The 16,863-nt window shown below is 72.2% G+C and carries 11 protein-coding genes; 7 read left to right on the top strand and 4 right to left on the bottom strand.

The genetic code is table 11. The features are described 5' to 3' along the window. Window positions 1–21: 21 nt before the first annotated feature. Window positions 22–2,115: a sulfatase gene (locus tag ACIRQH_RS16365; RefSeq protein ID WP_404226336.1), complete on the bottom strand. Its 2,094-nt coding sequence runs from the start codon at window positions 2,113–2,115 to the stop codon at window positions 22–24. A gap of 156 nt (window positions 2,116–2,271) precedes the next feature. Then, the gene (locus tag ACIRQH_RS16360) at window positions 2,272–3,909 is read right to left on the bottom strand and encodes an acyl-CoA synthetase (protein WP_404226334.1); all 1,638 of its coding nucleotides are present in this window, start codon (window positions 3,907–3,909) and stop codon (window positions 2,272–2,274) included. 185 nt (window positions 3,910–4,094) lie between these two features. On the opposite strand from ACIRQH_RS16360, the gene ACIRQH_RS16355 reads away from it, so the two are divergent. The 7 genes from ACIRQH_RS16355 to ACIRQH_RS16325 all read left to right on the top strand — a co-directional run bounded on the left by ACIRQH_RS16355 (window position 4,095) and on the right by ACIRQH_RS16325 (window position 12,320). Further along, window positions 4,095–4,895 (top strand): crotonase/enoyl-CoA hydratase family protein, encoded by an 801-nt coding sequence (locus tag ACIRQH_RS16355; protein WP_358818670.1) that lies wholly within the window; start codon window positions 4,095–4,097, stop codon window positions 4,893–4,895. Window positions 4,896–5,011: 116 nt separating this feature from the next. After that, entirely contained in the window at window positions 5,012–5,953 is a 942-nt protein-coding gene (locus ACIRQH_RS16350; protein ID WP_404226332.1) for a Zn-ribbon domain-containing OB-fold protein, read from the top strand. Then, on the top strand, window positions 5,954–7,009 hold the full coding sequence (locus ACIRQH_RS16345) for a thiolase domain-containing protein (protein ID WP_404226329.1): 1,056 nt from the start codon (window positions 5,954–5,956) through the stop codon (window positions 7,007–7,009). Then, window positions 7,006–8,172 carry a thiolase domain-containing protein gene (locus ACIRQH_RS16340; protein ID WP_388872926.1) on the top strand — a complete coding sequence of 389 codons (1,167 nt, stop codon included), beginning with the start codon at window positions 7,006–7,008 and terminating at the stop codon, window positions 8,170–8,172. The genes ACIRQH_RS16345 and ACIRQH_RS16340 overlap by 4 nt, the downstream gene beginning before the upstream one ends. Window positions 8,173–8,255: 83 nt before the next feature. Then, the gene (locus ACIRQH_RS16335) at window positions 8,256–8,498 is read left to right on the top strand and encodes a DUF397 domain-containing protein (RefSeq protein ID WP_358818674.1); all 243 of its coding nucleotides are present in this window, start codon (window positions 8,256–8,258) and stop codon (window positions 8,496–8,498) included. Between the two features lie 247 nt (window positions 8,499–8,745). Next, on the top strand, window positions 8,746–11,637 hold the full coding sequence (locus ACIRQH_RS16330; RefSeq protein ID WP_388933536.1) for an ATP-binding protein: 2,892 nt from the start codon (window positions 8,746–8,748) through the stop codon (window positions 11,635–11,637). 185 nt (window positions 11,638–11,822) lie between these two features. Then, on the top strand, window positions 11,823–12,320 hold the full coding sequence (locus ACIRQH_RS16325; protein ID WP_355872644.1) for a hypothetical protein: 498 nt from the start codon (window positions 11,823–11,825) through the stop codon (window positions 12,318–12,320). Between the two features lie 21 nt (window positions 12,321–12,341). Here the strand turns inward: ACIRQH_RS16325 and ACIRQH_RS16320 are convergent, their stop codons facing one another. Further along, window positions 12,342–14,660: a PAS domain S-box protein gene (locus ACIRQH_RS16320; RefSeq protein WP_388872920.1), complete on the bottom strand. Its 2,319-nt coding sequence runs from the start codon at window positions 14,658–14,660 to the stop codon at window positions 12,342–12,344. Between the two features lie 210 nt (window positions 14,661–14,870). Next, a complete protein-coding gene (locus ACIRQH_RS16315) occupies window positions 14,871–16,844 on the bottom strand; it encodes an N-acetylmuramoyl-L-alanine amidase (RefSeq protein ID WP_404226324.1) in 1,974 nt (657 codons plus the stop codon). Between the last annotated feature and the right edge of the window lie 19 nt (window positions 16,845–16,863).

The following is a 16,863-nucleotide window of genomic DNA, read 5'->3' as shown; positions in this document are numbered from 1 at the left end:
CCACCGGCGCGGCCGAGGGGATCAGGGCTTCGACGCCGTGTCGGCGGAGCCTTCCGGGTGCGGGCCGAACGCCGTCAGGAAGCGGTCCCGGAACGTGTCCATGCGCCATTCCGGCGCGTCGTCGGCGGGCTTCAGCCCGTCCGTCCAGCCCCAGTCGGCGACCCTGTCCAGCACCTTCTGGTCGTGCGCCACGATCGTGACGGGGACGTCGCGGCTGGTGCTGCCCGCGGTGACGGTCGGGACGGGCTGGTGGTCGCCGAGGAAGACCAGCACGGTGTTCTTGTCGCCGTACTTCTGCACGTACTCGGTGAGGCTGTGCAGTGAGTACTCGATGGCCCGCCGGTACTCCGTGCGTACGCTCGCCGGGTTCTTCCAGACCTCCTTGGGGTCCTTGCCCTCCTTCTTGATCTTGTCGTACACCGAGCCGTCCCCGAGGTCGTCCCAGTCGATCATGTGGGCGATGGGCGCCCAGGGGTTGTGGCTGGACGCGAGGATGATCTCCGCCATCATCGGCCCGCGGTCCTTCTTGCCGTGCTCCAGTCGTTCGAAGGCGCCGAGGCTGAACTGGTCGGGCACGGGTGTCCAGCTGAAGTACGGGCCGTTGTAGCCGAGGTGCTCGGAGTCGTAGATGTGGTCGAGGCCGAAGAACTTCCCCTCGGGCCAGGCCCGTCGGACGCCCGGCACGATGCCGACGGTGCGCCAGGCGCCGGTCTTGCGGAAGTAGCTGGTGAGCGTGGAGCGGTCGCTGGTGGTCAGACTCCGGTAGCGCTGCTGGTTCTTGATCCACAGGCCGGACAGGAAGGTGGAGTGGGCGAGCCAGCTGCCGGCGCCCGTCACGGGAGAGCGCAGCCAGCCGCTGCGCGAGGAGAACCCGGCCGACTTCAGCCGGCTGTTCCCCTGCGTGAGGGCCGTGTCGATCTGCCGGGACATCGCCGGGTCGTCGATCGCCGTACGGCCGTAGCTCTCGATGAACGTGAAGAGGACGTCCTTGCCGCGGAGTCCGGTCAGCAATTGGTCGGGCGGGGTGTCGGCGAACGCGTCGACCGAGGCCTGCCGTTCGAAGACCTGGCCGTCGCGCAGGCCGGCCTGTACCTGGCGCACCCGGTTCTGGACGATCCTGGCGTCGATCTGCGAGGCGACGGGGACGCCGGAGAACTGCACCCCGAGCGTCACGCAGGTGATCCAGGCGGTGCCGAGGACGAGCACCGTGCGGCCGGCGACGGGCCGGTTGCGGACCATGACGTCGGTCAGCCGTGCGACGGCGAGCGTCATCAGCACGAGCAGCGCGACGACGAGTGCGGCCACCGCGATCAGCGCCACCGTCTCGCCGGTCCGGCCGAACGACTCCCGCACCCAGTCCGCCGCGTTGCCGAACAGGCTCCAGTCCAGCACCAGGTCGAACGGCCGGACCAGGACGGAGTAGAAGCCCATGTCCACGAGCTTGAGGACGGTCAACAGACCGAGCAGGGCGCCCACGACGTACGACATGATCCGCCGTGGCCTCGGCGGCAGCGCCAGCAGCAGTGCCGCGAGGAGCACCCCCTCCGCGGGGATGCGCAGGAAGGCGCCGACGCTGAGGTGGTCCAGCCGGTTCGGCACGACGAGGGCGAAGAGGACGAGGACGCCGGAGAGGACGGTCGTCCCGACGGTCACACCGCGCGCCGCACGCGGGTACGTCACCCGCCAGCCACGCCATCCGGCCCGTCCGGCGACGGCTCCGGGCTTCGCCGGGGCGGCGGACGGCTCCTGGTTCTCCGGCTCCGCGTCCGCCTCGGCGTCCGCGCCGTCGTCCGGCTGCCGTCCGGCGTCAGGGGTCCCGGCGGCGTCCGTGTCGTGGCCGGGTGCGGCCTCCTGGCTCGGGACCGGGTCCAGGTCCGGGTCCGGGTCAGCGCCCGAGTCGGTCGAGCCGACGGGTTCCGCGTCGGCCGCGGTGTTTCCGGAGGCGTCGGCGTCCGGGACGTCCGCGTCGTTCGCCGGCGTGTCCGTGTCGGCGGGAGTGTCCGGGGCCGCGCCCGCGGATGTTCCGCCCGCCCCGCCGGACTCCGGGCCGGGGCCCGCGTCCTGGTCCGGCCGTGGCTGCTCCGGGAGTCGATTGGAGCGCGTGGTGTGCGACACGCCGATGGTCCTTCCGTACGGGCCCCGTGATGACTCGACCGACCACGCCCCGGGGCAGGGCAGCGGTGCCATCATCCGTACGGCTGATCTTCACTCATCGTTCAACCTGCGGCGTCCGTGCCGGGCAAAGAGTTCGCCAGGTCTGCGGGGGGCCGGTCAGGGGGCCCCGTCGGCGGCGACCGCCCGCGCCCAGCGGTAGTCCGCCTTGCCGCTCGGGGAGCGCTGGATGGAGTCGGCGATCACGAGCCGGCGCGGGATCTTGTAGCCCGCCAGGTGGGTGCGGCAGTGGGCCTGGATGTCGTCGAGCGAGGGCAGCGGCGCACCCGCGCGAAGCTGCACGACCGCCGCCACGTGGTTGCCCCACCGCGGGTCGGGCACTCCGGCGACCAGGGCGTCGTACACGTCCGGATGCGACTTGAGAGCCTGCTCGACCTCTTCGGGGTAGACCTTCTCGCCGCCGGTGTTGATGCACTGGGAGCCGCGGCCGAGGACGGTGACGATGCCCTCCTCGTCGACCGTGGCCATGTCGCCGAGCAGCACCCAGCGTTCCTCGCCCCGCCGGAAGAACGTCTCGGCCGTCTTCGCGGGGTCGTTGTAGTAGCCGAGCGGCACATGGCCGCGCTGCGCGACCCGGCCCGGCTCACCCACCGCCACCGGCTCGTACGTGGCCGGGTCGACGACCTGCGTACGGGAGTTGACGCGGATCCGGAAACCGCGCTCCGGGCCGGAGTCGGGCGTCGCGGTGCCGTTGAAACCGGACTCGGAGGACCCGAAGTTGTTGAGCAGCATCACGTTCGGCACGAGGGACTGGAACTGCTCGCGCACCGTGTCCGACATGATCGCGCCGGACGAGGACACGCTGAACAGGGAGGAGCAGTCCGTCCCCTTCAGGGGGCCGCTCAGGGCGTCGATCAGCGGGCGCAGCATCGCGTCGCCGACCAGGGACACGCTGGTGACCTTCTCCCGCTCGATCGTGCGCAGGACCTCCTCGGGCGCGAACTTGCGGTGGATCACGACGCGTTGGCCGAAGTTGAAGGCGATGAACGCGGTGAGCGTCGACGTGCCGTGCATCAGCGGGGGAGTGGGGAAGAAGGTGATGCCCGCACCGCCGGCCGCGACGCGCTCGGCGAGTTCCTCCGGCCGGGCGACCGGCTCGCCGGTCGGTGCGCCTCCGCCGAGGCCGGCGAAGAAGAGGTCCTCCTGCCGCCACATCACCCCCTTCGGCATCCCCGTCGTGCCGCCGGTGTAGATGATGAACTGGTCGTCCGCCGACCGGGCCGGGAAGCCGCGCTCCGGTGATCCGGCTGCCGCCGCGGCGTCGAACTCCACCAGGTCCGGGGCGCTCGCCCCGTGCGGTCCCTCGGCCGCGGTTCCCGGGGCGCCCACCCGGACGAGGTGCCGCAGCCGCGCGGCACGCGGCCGCGCCGCCACCACCCGCTCGGTGAACTCCGCGTCGAAGACCAGCGCCACCAGATCCGCGTCCCGGTACAGGTAGGCCAGCTCCTCCTCCACATAGCGGTAGTTGACGTTGACCGGGACCACCCTCGCCTTCAGGCAGGCCAGGACGGTCTGGAGGTACTCGACGCCGTTGTAGAGGTGGAGTCCGAGGTGTTCACCCGGGCGGATGCCGCTGTCGATCAGATGGTGGGCGAGACGGTTCGCGGCCGCGTCCAACTCGGTGTACGTCAGGCGCTGTTCCGCGCCGGTGCCGGGATGGTCGACGTACACGAGCGCCTCGCGGTCCGGGACCACGTCGACGACCGACTCGAACAGGTCGGCAAGGTTGTACTCCACCGTTCCTCCTGACCGTGTACGTCCGTCCGGCACCGGGCGGGCCTCCGCCCGACGGTCATCAGAGCAAAGCCCGAACGAACTGGGAAGGGCCACGGCAGAAGAAATCTGACTGTCTGTCAGAAAACCCTTGTACTGGCCGCACACCTCCTGCAACCTGTTCTCGCATCCGAGACGGGAGGACGGCTATGGGTGGGACGGAACACCTCACCGTGCAGCGCGAAGGCGCCACACTGGTGCTCACGCTCAACAGGCCCGAGGCCAGGAACGCGCTCTCACTGCCGATGCTGGTCGGCCTGTACGACGGCTGGGTCGAGGCCGACGAGGACGACACGGTCCGCTCGATCGTGCTCACCGGCGCCGGGGGCACCTTCTGCGCCGGGATGGACCTCAAGGCACTGGCCGGCAAGGGCATGGAGGGCGAGCAGTACCGGGACCGGCTCAAGGCCGATCCCGACCTCCACTGGAAGGCCATGCTGCGCCACCACCGCCCCCGAAAACCGGTGATCGCCGCCGTCGAGGGGCACTGCGTCGCCGGCGGCACCGAGATCCTCCAGGGCACCGACATCCGGGTGGCCGGCGCCTCCGCGACCTTCGGGCTCTTCGAGGTCAGGCGCGGTCTCTTCCCGATCGGCGGCTCGACCGTCCGGCTGCAACGCCAGATCCCACGCACCCACGCCCTCGAAATGCTCCTCACCGGGCGCGCGTACTCCGCCCGCGAGGCCGCCGACATCGGCCTCGTCGGCCGGGTCGTGCCCGACGGCACCGCCCTCACCGAAGCCCTCGCCGTCGCCGAACAGATCAACGCCTGCGGGCCGCTCGCCGTCGAAGCCGTCAAGGCGTCCGTGTACGAGACCGCCGAACTCACCGAGACCGACGGCCTCGCCGCCGAACTGCGGCGCGGCTGGCCGGTCTTCGACACCGCCGACGCCAAGGAGGGCTCCCGGGCCTTCGCCGAGAAGCGCCCGCCCGTCTACCGGCGCGCTTAGGGGGGTGTCGTTCGGATCAGTCCGGGGCTGCGGCGCCTGGCACGGCGCCCCGGCCCGCCCCCGCGCCGAGCCGCTCGCCGACGCGGCGCGTCCGACCTCCGAAGGAGAGATCCGGGATGCCCGAAGTCCTCAAAGCCCCCCTCGTCGTCGAGTTCCCCTTCACCCGCTCGCTCGGCCCCGTGCAGAGCGCCTTCCTCACCGGGCTGCGCGAACGCGTCGTCCTCGGCGTACGGACCACCGACGGACGCACCCTCGTCCCACCCGTGGAGTACGACCCGGTCACCGCCGAGGAGATAAGCGACCTCGTCGAGGTCGCCCCCACCGGCACGGTCACCACCTGGGCCTGGAACCACGAACCCCGCCGCGGCCAGCCCCTGGACACCCCGTTCGCCTGGGTCCTCGTCCGACTGGACGGTGCCGACACAGCCCTGCTGCACGCCCTCGACGTTCCCGGCCCCGACGCCGTCCGCACCGGGATGCGCGTCCGCGTCCGCTGGGCCCCCGAACGCTCCGGCGCCATCACCGACATCGCGTGCTTCGAACCGTACGACGGCGGACCCGGTGAACCCACCGGTCACGACGGCCGCTTCGAGGGCCCGGTGACCGGCATCGTCGCGGCCGCCCGGCTCGACTACGTCTACTCCCCGGGCCGCGCCCAGACCGCCTACATCGAGAACCTCTCCGGACGGCGCACGGTCGGCGAACGCTGCCCGTCCTGCCACAAGGTCTACGTCCCGCCCAGGGGCGCCTGCCCCACCTGCGGCCTGGCCACCTCCGAACAGGTCGAGGTCGGGCCGCGCGGCACCGTCACCACGTACTGCATCGTCAACATCAAGGCGAAGAACCTCGACATCGAAGTGCCCTACGTCTACGCGCACATCGCCCTGGACGGGGCCGGACTCGCACTGCACGGCCGGATCGGCGGCATCCCCTACGACGAGGTGCGGATGGGCCTGAGGGTCGAACCCGTGTGGACGGAGGGCGGCCGCCACCCCGACCACTACCGGCCCACCGGCGAACCGGACGCGGACTACGAGACGTACAAGGAGATGCTGTAGATGCGGACCGTCAGGGACATCGCCGTCGTCGCCTTCGGGCAGACGGACCACCGGCGCACCTCCGACGAGCACTCCGAGGTGGAGATGCTCCTCCCGGTCCTGCACGACGTCCTCGACCGGACGGGCCTGCGGACCGGCGACATCGGCTTCACCTGCTCCGGCTCCAGCGACTACCTCGCCGGCCGCGCCTTCTCCTTCACCATGGCGCTCGACGGGGTGGGCGCCTGGCCGCCGATCTCCGAGTCGCACGTCGAGATGGACGGCGCCTGGGCCCTGTACGAGGCCTGGACGAAACTGCTCACCGGCGACGCCGACACCGCGCTCGTGTACGCCTACGGCAAGTCCTCGCCCGGTTCCGTGCGCGACGTCCTGACCCGGCAGCTCGACCCGTACTACGTGGCCCCGCTGTGGCCCGACTCCGTCGCGCTCGCCGCGCTTCAGGCGCAGGCGCTCATCGACGCCGGCGACACCGACGAACCCGCGCTCGCCGGTGTCGCCGCCCGCAGCCGCGCCGACGCGCGTGCCAACTCCCATGCCCAGCTGCGTGGTCCGGTCCCGCAGGGCGACTACCTCGTCCGGCCGCTGCGCACCGGGGACTGCCCGCCCATCGGCGACGGAGCCGCCGCCGTGATCCTCGCCGCCGGGGAACGCGCCCGTGACCTCTGCGAACGGCCCGCCTGGATCCGGGGCATCGACCACCGCGTCGAGGCGCACTCCCTCGGCGTGCGCGACCTGACCGACTCCCCGTCCACCCGGCTGGCCGCGGAACACGCCGGAGCCTTCGAACGGCCCGTCGACACCGCCGAGTTGTGCGCCCCCTTCACCTCGCAGGAAGTGGTCCTGCGCAAGGCGCTGCGGCTCGACGACAGCGTGTGCGTCAACCCGTCGGGGGGTCCGCTCGCCGCCAATCCCGTCATGGCGGCCGGGCTGATCCGCATCGGCGAGGCCGCCGCGCGTGTCCATCGAGGGGAGTCCGACCGGGCACTCGCCCACGCCACCTCGGGCCCCTGCCTCCAACAGAACCTGGTCGCCGTACTCGAAGGGGACGTCCGATGAGCAAGGAGCCCGTGGCCGTCGTAGGCATCGGCCAGACCAAGCACGTGGCGGCGCGACGGGACGTGTCCATCGCGGGCCTCGTCCGCGAGGCCGCCCGACGCGCCCTCGACGACGCCGAGTTGACCTGGGCCGACATCGACGCCGTGGTCATCGGGAAGGCGCCCGACTTCTTCGAGGGCGTCATGATGCCCGAGCTGTACCTCGCCGACGCGCTCGGCGCCGTCGGCAAACCGATGCTCCGGGTGCACACCGCCGGTTCCGTCGGAGGATCGACCGCCCTCGTCGCCGCCAACCTCGTCGCCGCCCGCGTCCACGGCACCGTCCTCACCCTCGCCTTCGAAAAACAGTCCGAGTCGAACGCCATGTGGGGTCTGTCCCTCCCCGTCCCCTTCCAGCAGCCCCTCCTCGCCGGCGCCGGCGGCTTCTTCGCACCGCACGTGCGCGCCTACATGCGGCGCACCGGTGCCCCCGACACCGTCGGCTCGCTCGTCGCCTACAAGGACCGGCGCAACGCCCTGAAGAACCCGTACGCGCACCTCCACGAACACGACATCACCCTGGAGAAGGTCCAGGCATCACCCATGCTCTGGGACCCGATCCGCTACTCGGAGACATGCCCGTCCTCCGACGGCGCGTGCGCCATGATCCTCACCGACCGTGCCGGAGCCGCCCGTTCGCCCCGCCCGCCCGCCTGGATGCACGGCGGCGCGATGCGCAGCGAACCCACCCTGTTCGCGGGCAAGGACTTCGTGTCCCCGCAGGCCGGCAAGGACTGCGCGGCCGACGTGTACCGGCAGGCCGGGATCGCGGACCCCCGCCGGGACATCGACGCCGTCGAGATGTACGTGCCCTTCTCCTGGTACGAGCCCATGTGGCTGGAGAACCTCGGCTTCGCCGACGAGGGCGAGGGATGGAAACTCACCGAATCGGGCGTGACCGAACTGGAGGGCGACCTCCCCGTCAACATGTCGGGCGGAGTCCTGTCCACCAATCCGATCGGCGCCTCCGGCATGATCCGCTTCGCCGAAGCGGCACTTCAGGTCCGTGGCCAGGCAGGAGAGCACCAGGTCGACGGGGCGCGACGGGTCCTCGGACACGCCTACGGAGGCGGATCCCAGTTCTTCTCCATGTGGCTGGTCGGCGCCGCGCCGCCCGCATCCTGACACCGTCCCCCTCACGTGGCCTGTCCGCCACCCGGACCGATCGCTAGGCTGGCCGCGGACGACGAACCGGGAGGAGCACGGACGTGGCCGAAAGCACCATCGAGCAACACCCGCTCGCGGGCTGGGACAAGCCGGAGCTGGACCTCAGCAAAGCCGAATGGCAGTCCAGCAGCCGAGGACGCGGAGATGTCCAGATCGCTTTTGTCGAGGGCTTCATCGCGATGCGCAACAGCGGCAGCCCGCAGAGCCCTTCCCTGATCTTCACCCCCGCGGAGTGGGGGGCGTTCGTGTCGGGGGCCCGCGAGGGCGAGTTCGACCTCACCTGAACCGACGCCGGCCGGCCGCGCCCTCCCTGTCCCCGGGCCCGTCCGGGGACGGTCGGAGGCCGTCCCCGGACGGGCCCGCAAAAAGCCGTGCGCGACGCCGTCCCGCCGCCCGCCCGCGAGCCCGAAAATGTTCCCTGAGCAGGAGCGCTCGAACAGGCTGCCCCACCGATGATCCCGGCGTACGCTGAGGCGCCTGTAGGTCACGGTACGCGTCCCCGCGTGGGCGCGACCGTGACAGGGGGTGATCATGGGGCAGCGCAGCCTGCGTGGCCGTCGTACGCTCTTCGAGCGCGAGAGCGAACTGTCCACTGTGGAAGAGGCGTTGAGGGACCTCGCCGGGCCGCGCGCGAACACCGGCGAACCACCCGGCCGTTCCCGCGGAGCACTGCTGTCCTTCGCGGGCCACGCCGGTATCGGCAAGACGACCCTCCTCACCGAAGTACGCCGCCGCTCCGCCGCCAAGGGCTGCACCGTCCTGAGCGCGCGCGGCGGCGAGCAGGAGCAGCGCGTCGCCTTCCACGTCGCACGCCAGCTACTCCAGCCGGAGTTCGCCGGCCTCTCCGAGGCCGAACTCCGCACGACACTGGGCAGTTGGTACGCGATCGTCGGCCCCGCACTCGGGCTCTGCGCGCCCTCCGAAGGTGCCCCGCCCGACCAGCAGGGACTGCGCGCGGGCCTCGACTGGGTCCTCACCCACCTCGCCGTGCAGCGCGCCCCGATGGTGCTCGTCCTGGACGACGCGCACTGGGCCGACGCCGAATCCCTCAGCTGGCTCGCCGCGTTCGCACCCCGCGCCGAACAACTCCCGCTGCTCGTCGCCGTCGCCTACCGGCCCGACGAACTGCCCGAACACGCCGAGGCGTTCAGGAGCCTGCCCGGCCGCGCCGGCCAACGCCCCATCGGACTCGAACCGCTCAGCGCGGCGGCCGTCGCCCGGCTCGTCCGCGAGGACCTCGGCACCCAGGCCGACGACGCGTTCTGCCGCGAATGCTGGGCGGTCACCGCGGGCAACCCCTTCGAGGCCGTCGAACTGACCGCCAAGGTCCGCGACCGGGGACTGAACCCGACCGAGGACGGCGCGCACCTGCTGCGTGACCTCGCCGCCGCCGTCAAGGGCAGCGGCCTCGTCGCCCGCCTCGAACGCCTCGGCCCCGCGACCGTCCGCTTCGCCTGGGCCTGCGCCGTACTCGGCACGGAGATCCGTCCCACCCTCGCCGCCGCCGTCGCCGGACTCGGTTCCGAGGAGGCCGCCGACGCGGCGGACGCCCTGCGCACCGCCCGCATCCTCACCGGCGCCGACCCCCTGGAGTTCGTCCACCCGCTCATCGCCACCGCCGTCTACCGGGACATCCCCGGCGCCGTGCGCGTCGCCCTGCACGGCCAGGCCGCCTGGTGCGTGATCGACGAGGGACTCGGCCCGGCCGCCGCCGCCCGCCACCTCATGGAGACCCACCCCGACGGCGACACCTGGATCGTCCAGCAGCTGCGCGCAGCGGCCCGCGAGACCCAGCGCGCCGGAGCCCCCGACGCCGCCCGCCGCTGCCTCGCCCGCGCCCTGCGCGAACCGCCGCCGCCCGCGGAGCGCGCCGCCGTCCTGTACGAACTGGGCTGCGCCTCCCTGCTCACCGAGCCGGCGACCACGGTCAACCACCTGCGCGCGGCCCTCGAAGAGCCCATCGCCGACCCCGAGCTGCGCCACAACATCGTCTACCGCCTCTCCCAGGTCCTCGCGCACAGCGACCGGCTCGCCGAGGCCTCCGAGACCCTCGACCGCGAGATCCACGTCACCGGCGACGCGCGGGTACGGCTGCGCATGCAGTCCGAGCAGTTCATGTGGGACGCCTTCCGAGCCGACGAACCCGACTCGCCCGCCCGCTCCCGCAGGCTGGCCCGCCTCGCCGACCGGCTCACCGGCCGTGACCTCACCGAGCGGTACGTCATCGGGCTGCGCGCCTGGGACGCCACCCTGCGCGGCGAACCCGCCCCCGTCGCCCTCCACCACGCCGAACGAGCCCTCGCCGGCGGCCTGGGATGGGCCGAGGCCGACCGAGGCTTCGAGGTCCCGGTGCTGGTCGCGATGACCTTCACGTACGCCGACCGGCCGGGCCGTACGGAGGAACTCTTCGCCACCGGCATCGCCGACTTCGAGACGCAGGGCTGGCACGGCGCCCACCTCTCGTTCGGCTACACGATCCTCGGATACGTCCGCTTCCGCCGCGGCCGCCTCGCCGAGGCGGAGGACTTCGTCCGCGCCGGCCTCCGGCTCGCCGAACGCGTCGGGCCGGGCACCCCCGTCCACTGGTACGCGGTCGGCACCCTCGTCCAGGTCCTGCTGGCCCGCGGCCGGGTCGACCAGGCCACCCGCGCCGGCGAGCACTACGCGCTGCGCGCACCCTTCCCCGCCGCCGTCACCTTCCCGGACGCCCAGACCGTGTACGGCGAACTCCTGCTCGCTCGCGGCCTCGCCAAGGAGGCGGCCGTCGAGCTCGCCTCCGCGGGACGCCGACTCGACGAGCGGGGCATGCGCAACCCCTCGTGGTGTCCCTGGCAACTCCACCTCGCCCGCGCCGAGAGCCGCGACGCCCCCGAGCGTGCCGTCGCCACGGCACTCGACGCGGTGCACCGGGCCCGCCAGTACGGCACCCCCTCCGCGATCGGCCAGGCCCTGCGCGCCGCCGCGGAGGTCTCCCCGGTTCCGGACCGCGTCAGCCTCCTCGAAGAGTCGGTCGACCACCTGGAGCGCTCCCCCGCCGCGTACGAACTGGCCTGCGCCCTGGTCGCCCTCGGTACCGAACTGCGCCGCGCGGGACGGCCCAGGGAAGCCGCCGAGCACCTCTACCGCGGACTCGACGCGGCCGTCCAGTGCGGCGCCGACGGGCTGGTCGACGAGGCCCGTGAGGAGCTGGCGAACGCGGGACTGCGACCCCGCCGCCTGCACAGCACCGAGACGGACACCCTGACCGCCCGCGAGCGCGCCGCCGCCGCGCTGACCGCGCGGGACCGGACCCCGGCCCAGGTCGCGAAGGAACTGCGCATCGACGAGCAGGCCGTCGTCCGGCTGCTCTCGGCGGTCTACCGCAAGGTCGGCACGGACCGCACGGGGCTCGCCGCCGCCCTCCGGGAGCAGGCCACGTCCTGACGCGCACAGCGGTCGGGGGAGCAGCCGTGACCTGAGGCGGCGGCGTCCGGGAGGACGTCCCGCGAGGCGCCGGGCGGCGGTGCCGGAAACAGCGGCCCGCCCGGCGCAGGCAGGCCTCTCTCCCGGGCCCGAGCGGGCGGCGCCCACGGGACCCGGTGCGCCCCCTGTGCACGTACCATTGCGGCATGTCCTTCCTCCGCCGCCGCAGCGCCACGCCCGCCGGGCCCGACTTCGACGTTCTGGCCATGGACCCGGGCGACTGGCCGGGCAACCTCGGCGCGGGCCTGCTGCCCGCTCCCGACGGCAGCTGCCAAGGCGTCTTCCTGCGTTACGACCTGTTCGGCGGCCGCGGCCCCGCGATGATCATCGGCAACCTGCCGGAGGGCTCCCCGGCCCGCGACGTCGCCGAGGGCGAGGTCCCCTTCGAGGTGGCCCAGCTGCTGATCGCGCTGGAGAACGACGAGGAGGTCACCGTCACCGGCACCGAGGACATGCCGGTGATGCAGGGCGACAACCTGCTCATCGTGCGCCGGCTGAAGCTCTCCGAGACCCGCATCTCCTGCGTCCAGTTCGACCGCAGCGACAACGTCCTGGTGACCATCGCCGCCTGGGACCGCCCGATCACCGACGACCTGTACGCGCTGCTCAAGCCGCTGCCCGCGGAACTCTTCCAGCAGAGCTGAGACCGAACACCCCTTCCGGCGTCACAGCTTGAGGGTGAACCACGTCGTCTTGCCCTCCTCCGTCGGCCGCACGCCCCAGTCGTCGGCGAGCGCGCGCACCAGGATCAGCCCCCGTCCCGACTCCTCGTCCTCCGTGGCCGCCCGGGGCCGCGGAAGATGCGTGCTGTGGTCGCTGATCTCCACGGTCAGCTCCGTGGCGGTGCGACACAGGTGCAGGCGGATGGGCCCCTGCGCGTGCTGGACGGCGTTGGTGAGGATCTCCGACAGCAGCAGCCGTGCGTCGTCCGCGGTCGGCGCGCAGTCCCACGAGGTCAGGGCCTTGCCGAGGAAGGCGCGGCCCTCCGGCACGGACTCGGGCACCGCCGCCAGGTCGATGCCGACCGTGGCCAGGGGCGCGTCGGGCAGCCGGGTGAGGAGCAGGGTCACGTCGTCGTTGTGCCCCTCCGCGTCCGGCAGCAGCGCCGCCAGCACATGGTCGGCGGCCACCTCCAGATCGGGTGCGCTGGCGAAGAGGTCCGCCAGCGTCGCCGTCAGCTGGGCGAGCTGGTCCTCGATGTCGGTGCCGGGCGTCTCGATGAGACCGTCGGTGTAGAGGACGAGCGTGGCACCCGGAGGTATGACCGCGGTGGCCTGCTCGTAGAGCACGTCACCGACGCCGAGAGGCGCGTTCACCGGGGCCGGGAGCTGGCGGGCGCCGCTGCCCGGCAACGCCACCAGGGTCGGCAGATGGCCCGCCGAGCAGACCGTCACCTCTCCGGCGTCGGCGGAGACCACCACGTAGCAGCAGGTCACCAGCTGGTCGGGCACGTCCAGATCGCCGACGACCGTCTCCAGTGCCTGCATCAGCTGCCGCGGCTGCATCCCCGTCTTGGCGAGCGCGTGCGCCGCCGACCGCAGCTGGCCCATCACCGCGGCGGCCTCCAGGCCGCGGCCCATCACGTCGCCGATCAGGACACCGACCCGGCCCGCGCCCAGCGGGATCAGGTCGAACCAGTCGCCGCCCACCCCCGCTCCCTGCGTGGCGGGCCGGTAGCGGCTCGCGGTGGTCAGACCCGGGATCGCGGGCGGCGTGCCCATGAGACTGCGCTGGAGCGTCAGCGCGATGTGCCGCTGCTGCTCGTAGAGGAACGTCAGCTCCTCCTCCGCCTTCTTGCGGTCGCTGATGTCCCGGACGATGGCGCACGCGCCGACGACCGAGCCGTCCGGGGCGCGCGTCGGCCACAGCGTGATGTCGACGTCCAGCAGATCGCCCGAGCGGGTCAGCCGCAGCGTCTCGAAGTGCTCGACCTTCTCACCGCGGCGCAGCCGGTCCAGCAGCGCGTCGATCTCGTCCCGCCGCTCCGTGGTGGCCAGCAGCGACACGTGCCGGCCCATCATCTCGGCCCGCGTGTAGCCGTACAGCCGCTGGGCCGCCGCGTTCCAGTAGGTGATCTCGCCGTCGAGGGTCTTGGCGAGGATCGCGTCCTGCGAGGACTCCACCAGACCGGCCAGTTCGTTGATCCGGGCCTCGGCGCGCTTGCGGTCGCTGACGTCGCGGACGGCGGCGGAGACGAGGAGTCCGTCGTTGGTCTCCAGGGGGCTGAGGCTGATCTCGACGGGGAACTCGGTGCCGTCCTTGCGGAGGCCGTGGAGTTCGAGTTCGGCGCCCATGGGGCGGACTTGGCGGTTGGTGGCGTATCCGTCGCGGTGCATGGTGTGGTGGGCGCGGAAGCGGCCGGGGACGAGGAGTTCGACGGGGTGGCCGAGGAGTTCCTCGCGTCGGTAGCCGAAGAGGGCTTCGGTCTGGGCGTTGACGAGATGGATGGTGCCGGTGTCGTCGACGATGACCATGGCGTCCGGCGCCGCCTCCAGCAGCCCGCGGAACCTCTCCTCCGCCGCCTTGCGGTCGCTGACGTCGCGGACGGCGGCGGAGACGAGGAGTCCGTCGTTGGTCTCCAGGGGGCTGAGGCTGATCTCGACGGGGAACTCGGTGCCGTCCTTGCGGAGGCCGTGGAGTTCGAGTTCGGCGCCCATGGGGCGGACTTGGCGGTTGGTGGCGTATCCGTCGCGGTGCATGGTGTGGTGGGCGCGGAAGCGGCCGGGGACGAGGAGTTCGACGGGGTGGCCGAGGAGTTCCTCGCGTCGGTAGCCGAAGAGGGCTTCGGTCTGGGCGTTGACGAGGCGGATGGTGCCGGTGTCGTCGACGATGACCATGGCGTCCGGCGCCGCCTCCAGCAGCCCGCGGAACCTCTCCTCCGCCCCTGCCGGCACGGTGCCGGGCGGATCGCCACCGCACTGGCACCGCCCCGGGTCCGCCGTGTCGGCGGGACGCGTTGAAGTCCCCTTGACGAAGTCGCCCATGTCCGCCCCAGATGTGCCGCTTGATGTGATTCGGCCCATCCCAGCGCAAACGGACCCCCGACGCGGCGACATGTCGTTAACTGGCCCGAGCCCGGCCGAACCTGACCTCGCGGGCACATTCCCTGGTCGGTTGCCCCGGTCATCACCGTCAGGGAGAACAGCGGGGCCGGGCCCGCACCTGCGGACCCGGCCCCGGACGGACGGAAACGGCTACGGAATCAGATCGACGTCCGCGGCCCGCACGAACTCCACCCGGTGTCCGTACTGGATCTCGTAGTACATGTCCTTGCCGATCACGACCTTGTGCCCCGTGGTGTCGAAGGTCGGGGAGAAGAAGTACTCGCCCGGCACCTTGTCACCGGCCGCGTAGCGCTGGCCCGCGAGGATCTTGTACGGCAACGGGGAGACCGCCTGGACGGGAACTCCCGCCGGGTAGGCCGCCGCCTCCGGGTACGCCCTCCCGTACACCGGGACCTCCGTGAGACCCGCCTTGGGCGTCACGACCGGGCCCGACGCGGTCACCGCGGTCGGCTGCTTCTTCGGGTTCTTGAACCAGGCCTTCTGGCCCAGGTACCAGATCGCCGTCCAGTCCCCGGCGCGCTCGGCCACCGCGTAGCGCTGTCCGGTGGAGACGCGCGAGGCCAGGTCGTTCACGTCGATCGTCGAGGCGGCACCGCTCGGGTACAGGCCGACGTCCTTGACGAGGGGCGAGGTATCGTCCGGCTGGGAGTAGAGCCGCACCTCACTGGAGCCGTGCGGGGCGCAGGGCACGTCCTTCGTGACGCAGCCCGTGTACACCGGCTGGTTCTTCGCGAAGTCCGGCAGCACCGTGACCAGCGCGCCGCTCTTCGCGAGCGTCCGGTGGAAGGGGTGCCCGAGCAGCGTGAAGTAGTGCTGCCAGTCCCAGTACGGGCCCGGGTCCGTGTGCATGCCCGGGATCGTCGACGTGGTCGGTCCGGGCACGTTGTCGTGGCCGAGGACGTGCTGCCGGTCCAGCGGGATCGAGTACTTCGCGGAGAGGTAGCGCACCAGGCGCGCCGAGGCCCGGTACATCTCCTCGGTGTACCAGGCGTCCGGCGAGGTCAGGAAGCCCTCGTGCTCCAGGCCGATCGACTTCGCGTTGATGTACCAGTTGCCCGCGTGCCAGGCCACGTCCTTGGCCTTCACATGCTGGGCGATGTGACCGTCGGTCGAGCGCAGCGTGTAGTTCCACGACACGTAGGTCGGGTCCTGGACGAGGTTCAGCACACCGTCCCAGGTCCCTTCCGTGTCGTGGATGACGATGTACTTGATGCTCTGCGACGCCGGCCGGTCGCCCAGGTCGTGGTTGCCGTAGTCGCCGTCCCCGAACTCCTCGTACGGAGCCGGGATCCACTCGCAGGACACGGTCCGCGGGCACTCGGTGCCGTCGGCGGAGGCCGTCCGCAGCCCGGCGCCGCGCAGCTGCGCCGTGTCGGGGCTCAGCTTCGGCTGCGCGGCGAGCGCCAGCCGCTGGCCGGAGTCCGTCGTGCGCGCCTCACCGGTCCGCAGCACCGCGTACACGTCGTCGGCGTACGTCGCCGCCGTGGAGCTGTCGTCCGCTCCCGAGAAGCGCGCGACCGCCCCGTACCAGTCGGCCGGGTCCGCGCTCAGCGGCCGGCCGAGGTCACGCTGTGCGGCGGCGAGCAGGGCGGCACCGCCCTCGACGTTCGCCGCCGCGTCCGTGCGCAGCCGCTCCGCCGGCAGCCCGGTGAGACGGGCCGCCTTCGTCAACGTCTTGAGCCGTGCCGGGAGTTCGGCGTTCGTGGGAACCTTCGTGTCCGGCAGCAGCGGCGGACGCGAGCTGTCCCCGCGGGCGTCCTCCGTGCCGTCGCTGTGGTGCGGGGAACCGGCGATCGCGGTCCGGGCGTCGGTCAGGTGCATGGGGCCGTAGCCGCCGCTGACGCTCGGGGCGCCCGCGTGTGTGTCCCAGCGGGACTGCAGATAGGACACGGCGAGCAGCACGCTCTGCGGTACGTGGTACTCGGTGGCCGCGGTGGCGAAGGCCCGCTGCAGCCCTGCGGCCTCGGGCACCTCGGCGGCGGAACTCGCGGGAGCGGCGCCCAGCAACGGCAGCAGCAGCGCCGCCGAGGCGACGGTCCCCGCTGCCCTTCGGACGCGTCTGTGTCCGGTGGTGCCGTTGGGGTCGGTGGCGGACCGGTGCAATGCAGCCTCCTGGGACGGT

Source organism: Streptomyces sp. NPDC102279, assembly GCF_044766365.1.
Lineage (GTDB): Bacteria > Actinomycetota > Actinomycetes > Streptomycetales > Streptomycetaceae > Streptomyces.
The sequence above is the reverse complement of the archived record's forward strand: the minus strand, read 5'-3'. Positions and strand labels throughout refer to the sequence as shown.

What these genes read in the sequence shown, in the direction of transcription:
- ACIRQH_RS16355 (WP_358818670.1), top strand. Translation starts at nt 4,095, where the DNA reads ATGGGTGGGACGGAACACCTCACCGTGCAGCGCGAAGGCGCCACACTG.
- ACIRQH_RS16350 (WP_404226332.1), top strand. Translation starts at nt 5,012, where the DNA reads ATGCCCGAAGTCCTCAAAGCCCCCCTCGTCGTCGAGTTCCCCTTCACC.
- ACIRQH_RS16345 (WP_404226329.1), top strand. Translation starts at nt 5,954, where the DNA reads ATGCGGACCGTCAGGGACATCGCCGTCGTCGCCTTCGGGCAGACGGAC.
- ACIRQH_RS16340 (WP_388872926.1), top strand. Translation starts at nt 7,006, where the DNA reads ATGAGCAAGGAGCCCGTGGCCGTCGTAGGCATCGGCCAGACCAAGCAC.
- ACIRQH_RS16330 (WP_388933536.1), top strand. Translation starts at nt 8,746, where the DNA reads ATGGGGCAGCGCAGCCTGCGTGGCCGTCGTACGCTCTTCGAGCGCGAG.
- ACIRQH_RS16325 (WP_355872644.1), top strand. Translation starts at nt 11,823, where the DNA reads ATGTCCTTCCTCCGCCGCCGCAGCGCCACGCCCGCCGGGCCCGACTTC.
- ACIRQH_RS16320 (WP_388872920.1), bottom strand. Translation starts at nt 14,660, where the DNA reads ATGGGCGACTTCGTCAAGGGGACTTCAACGCGTCCCGCCGACACGGCG.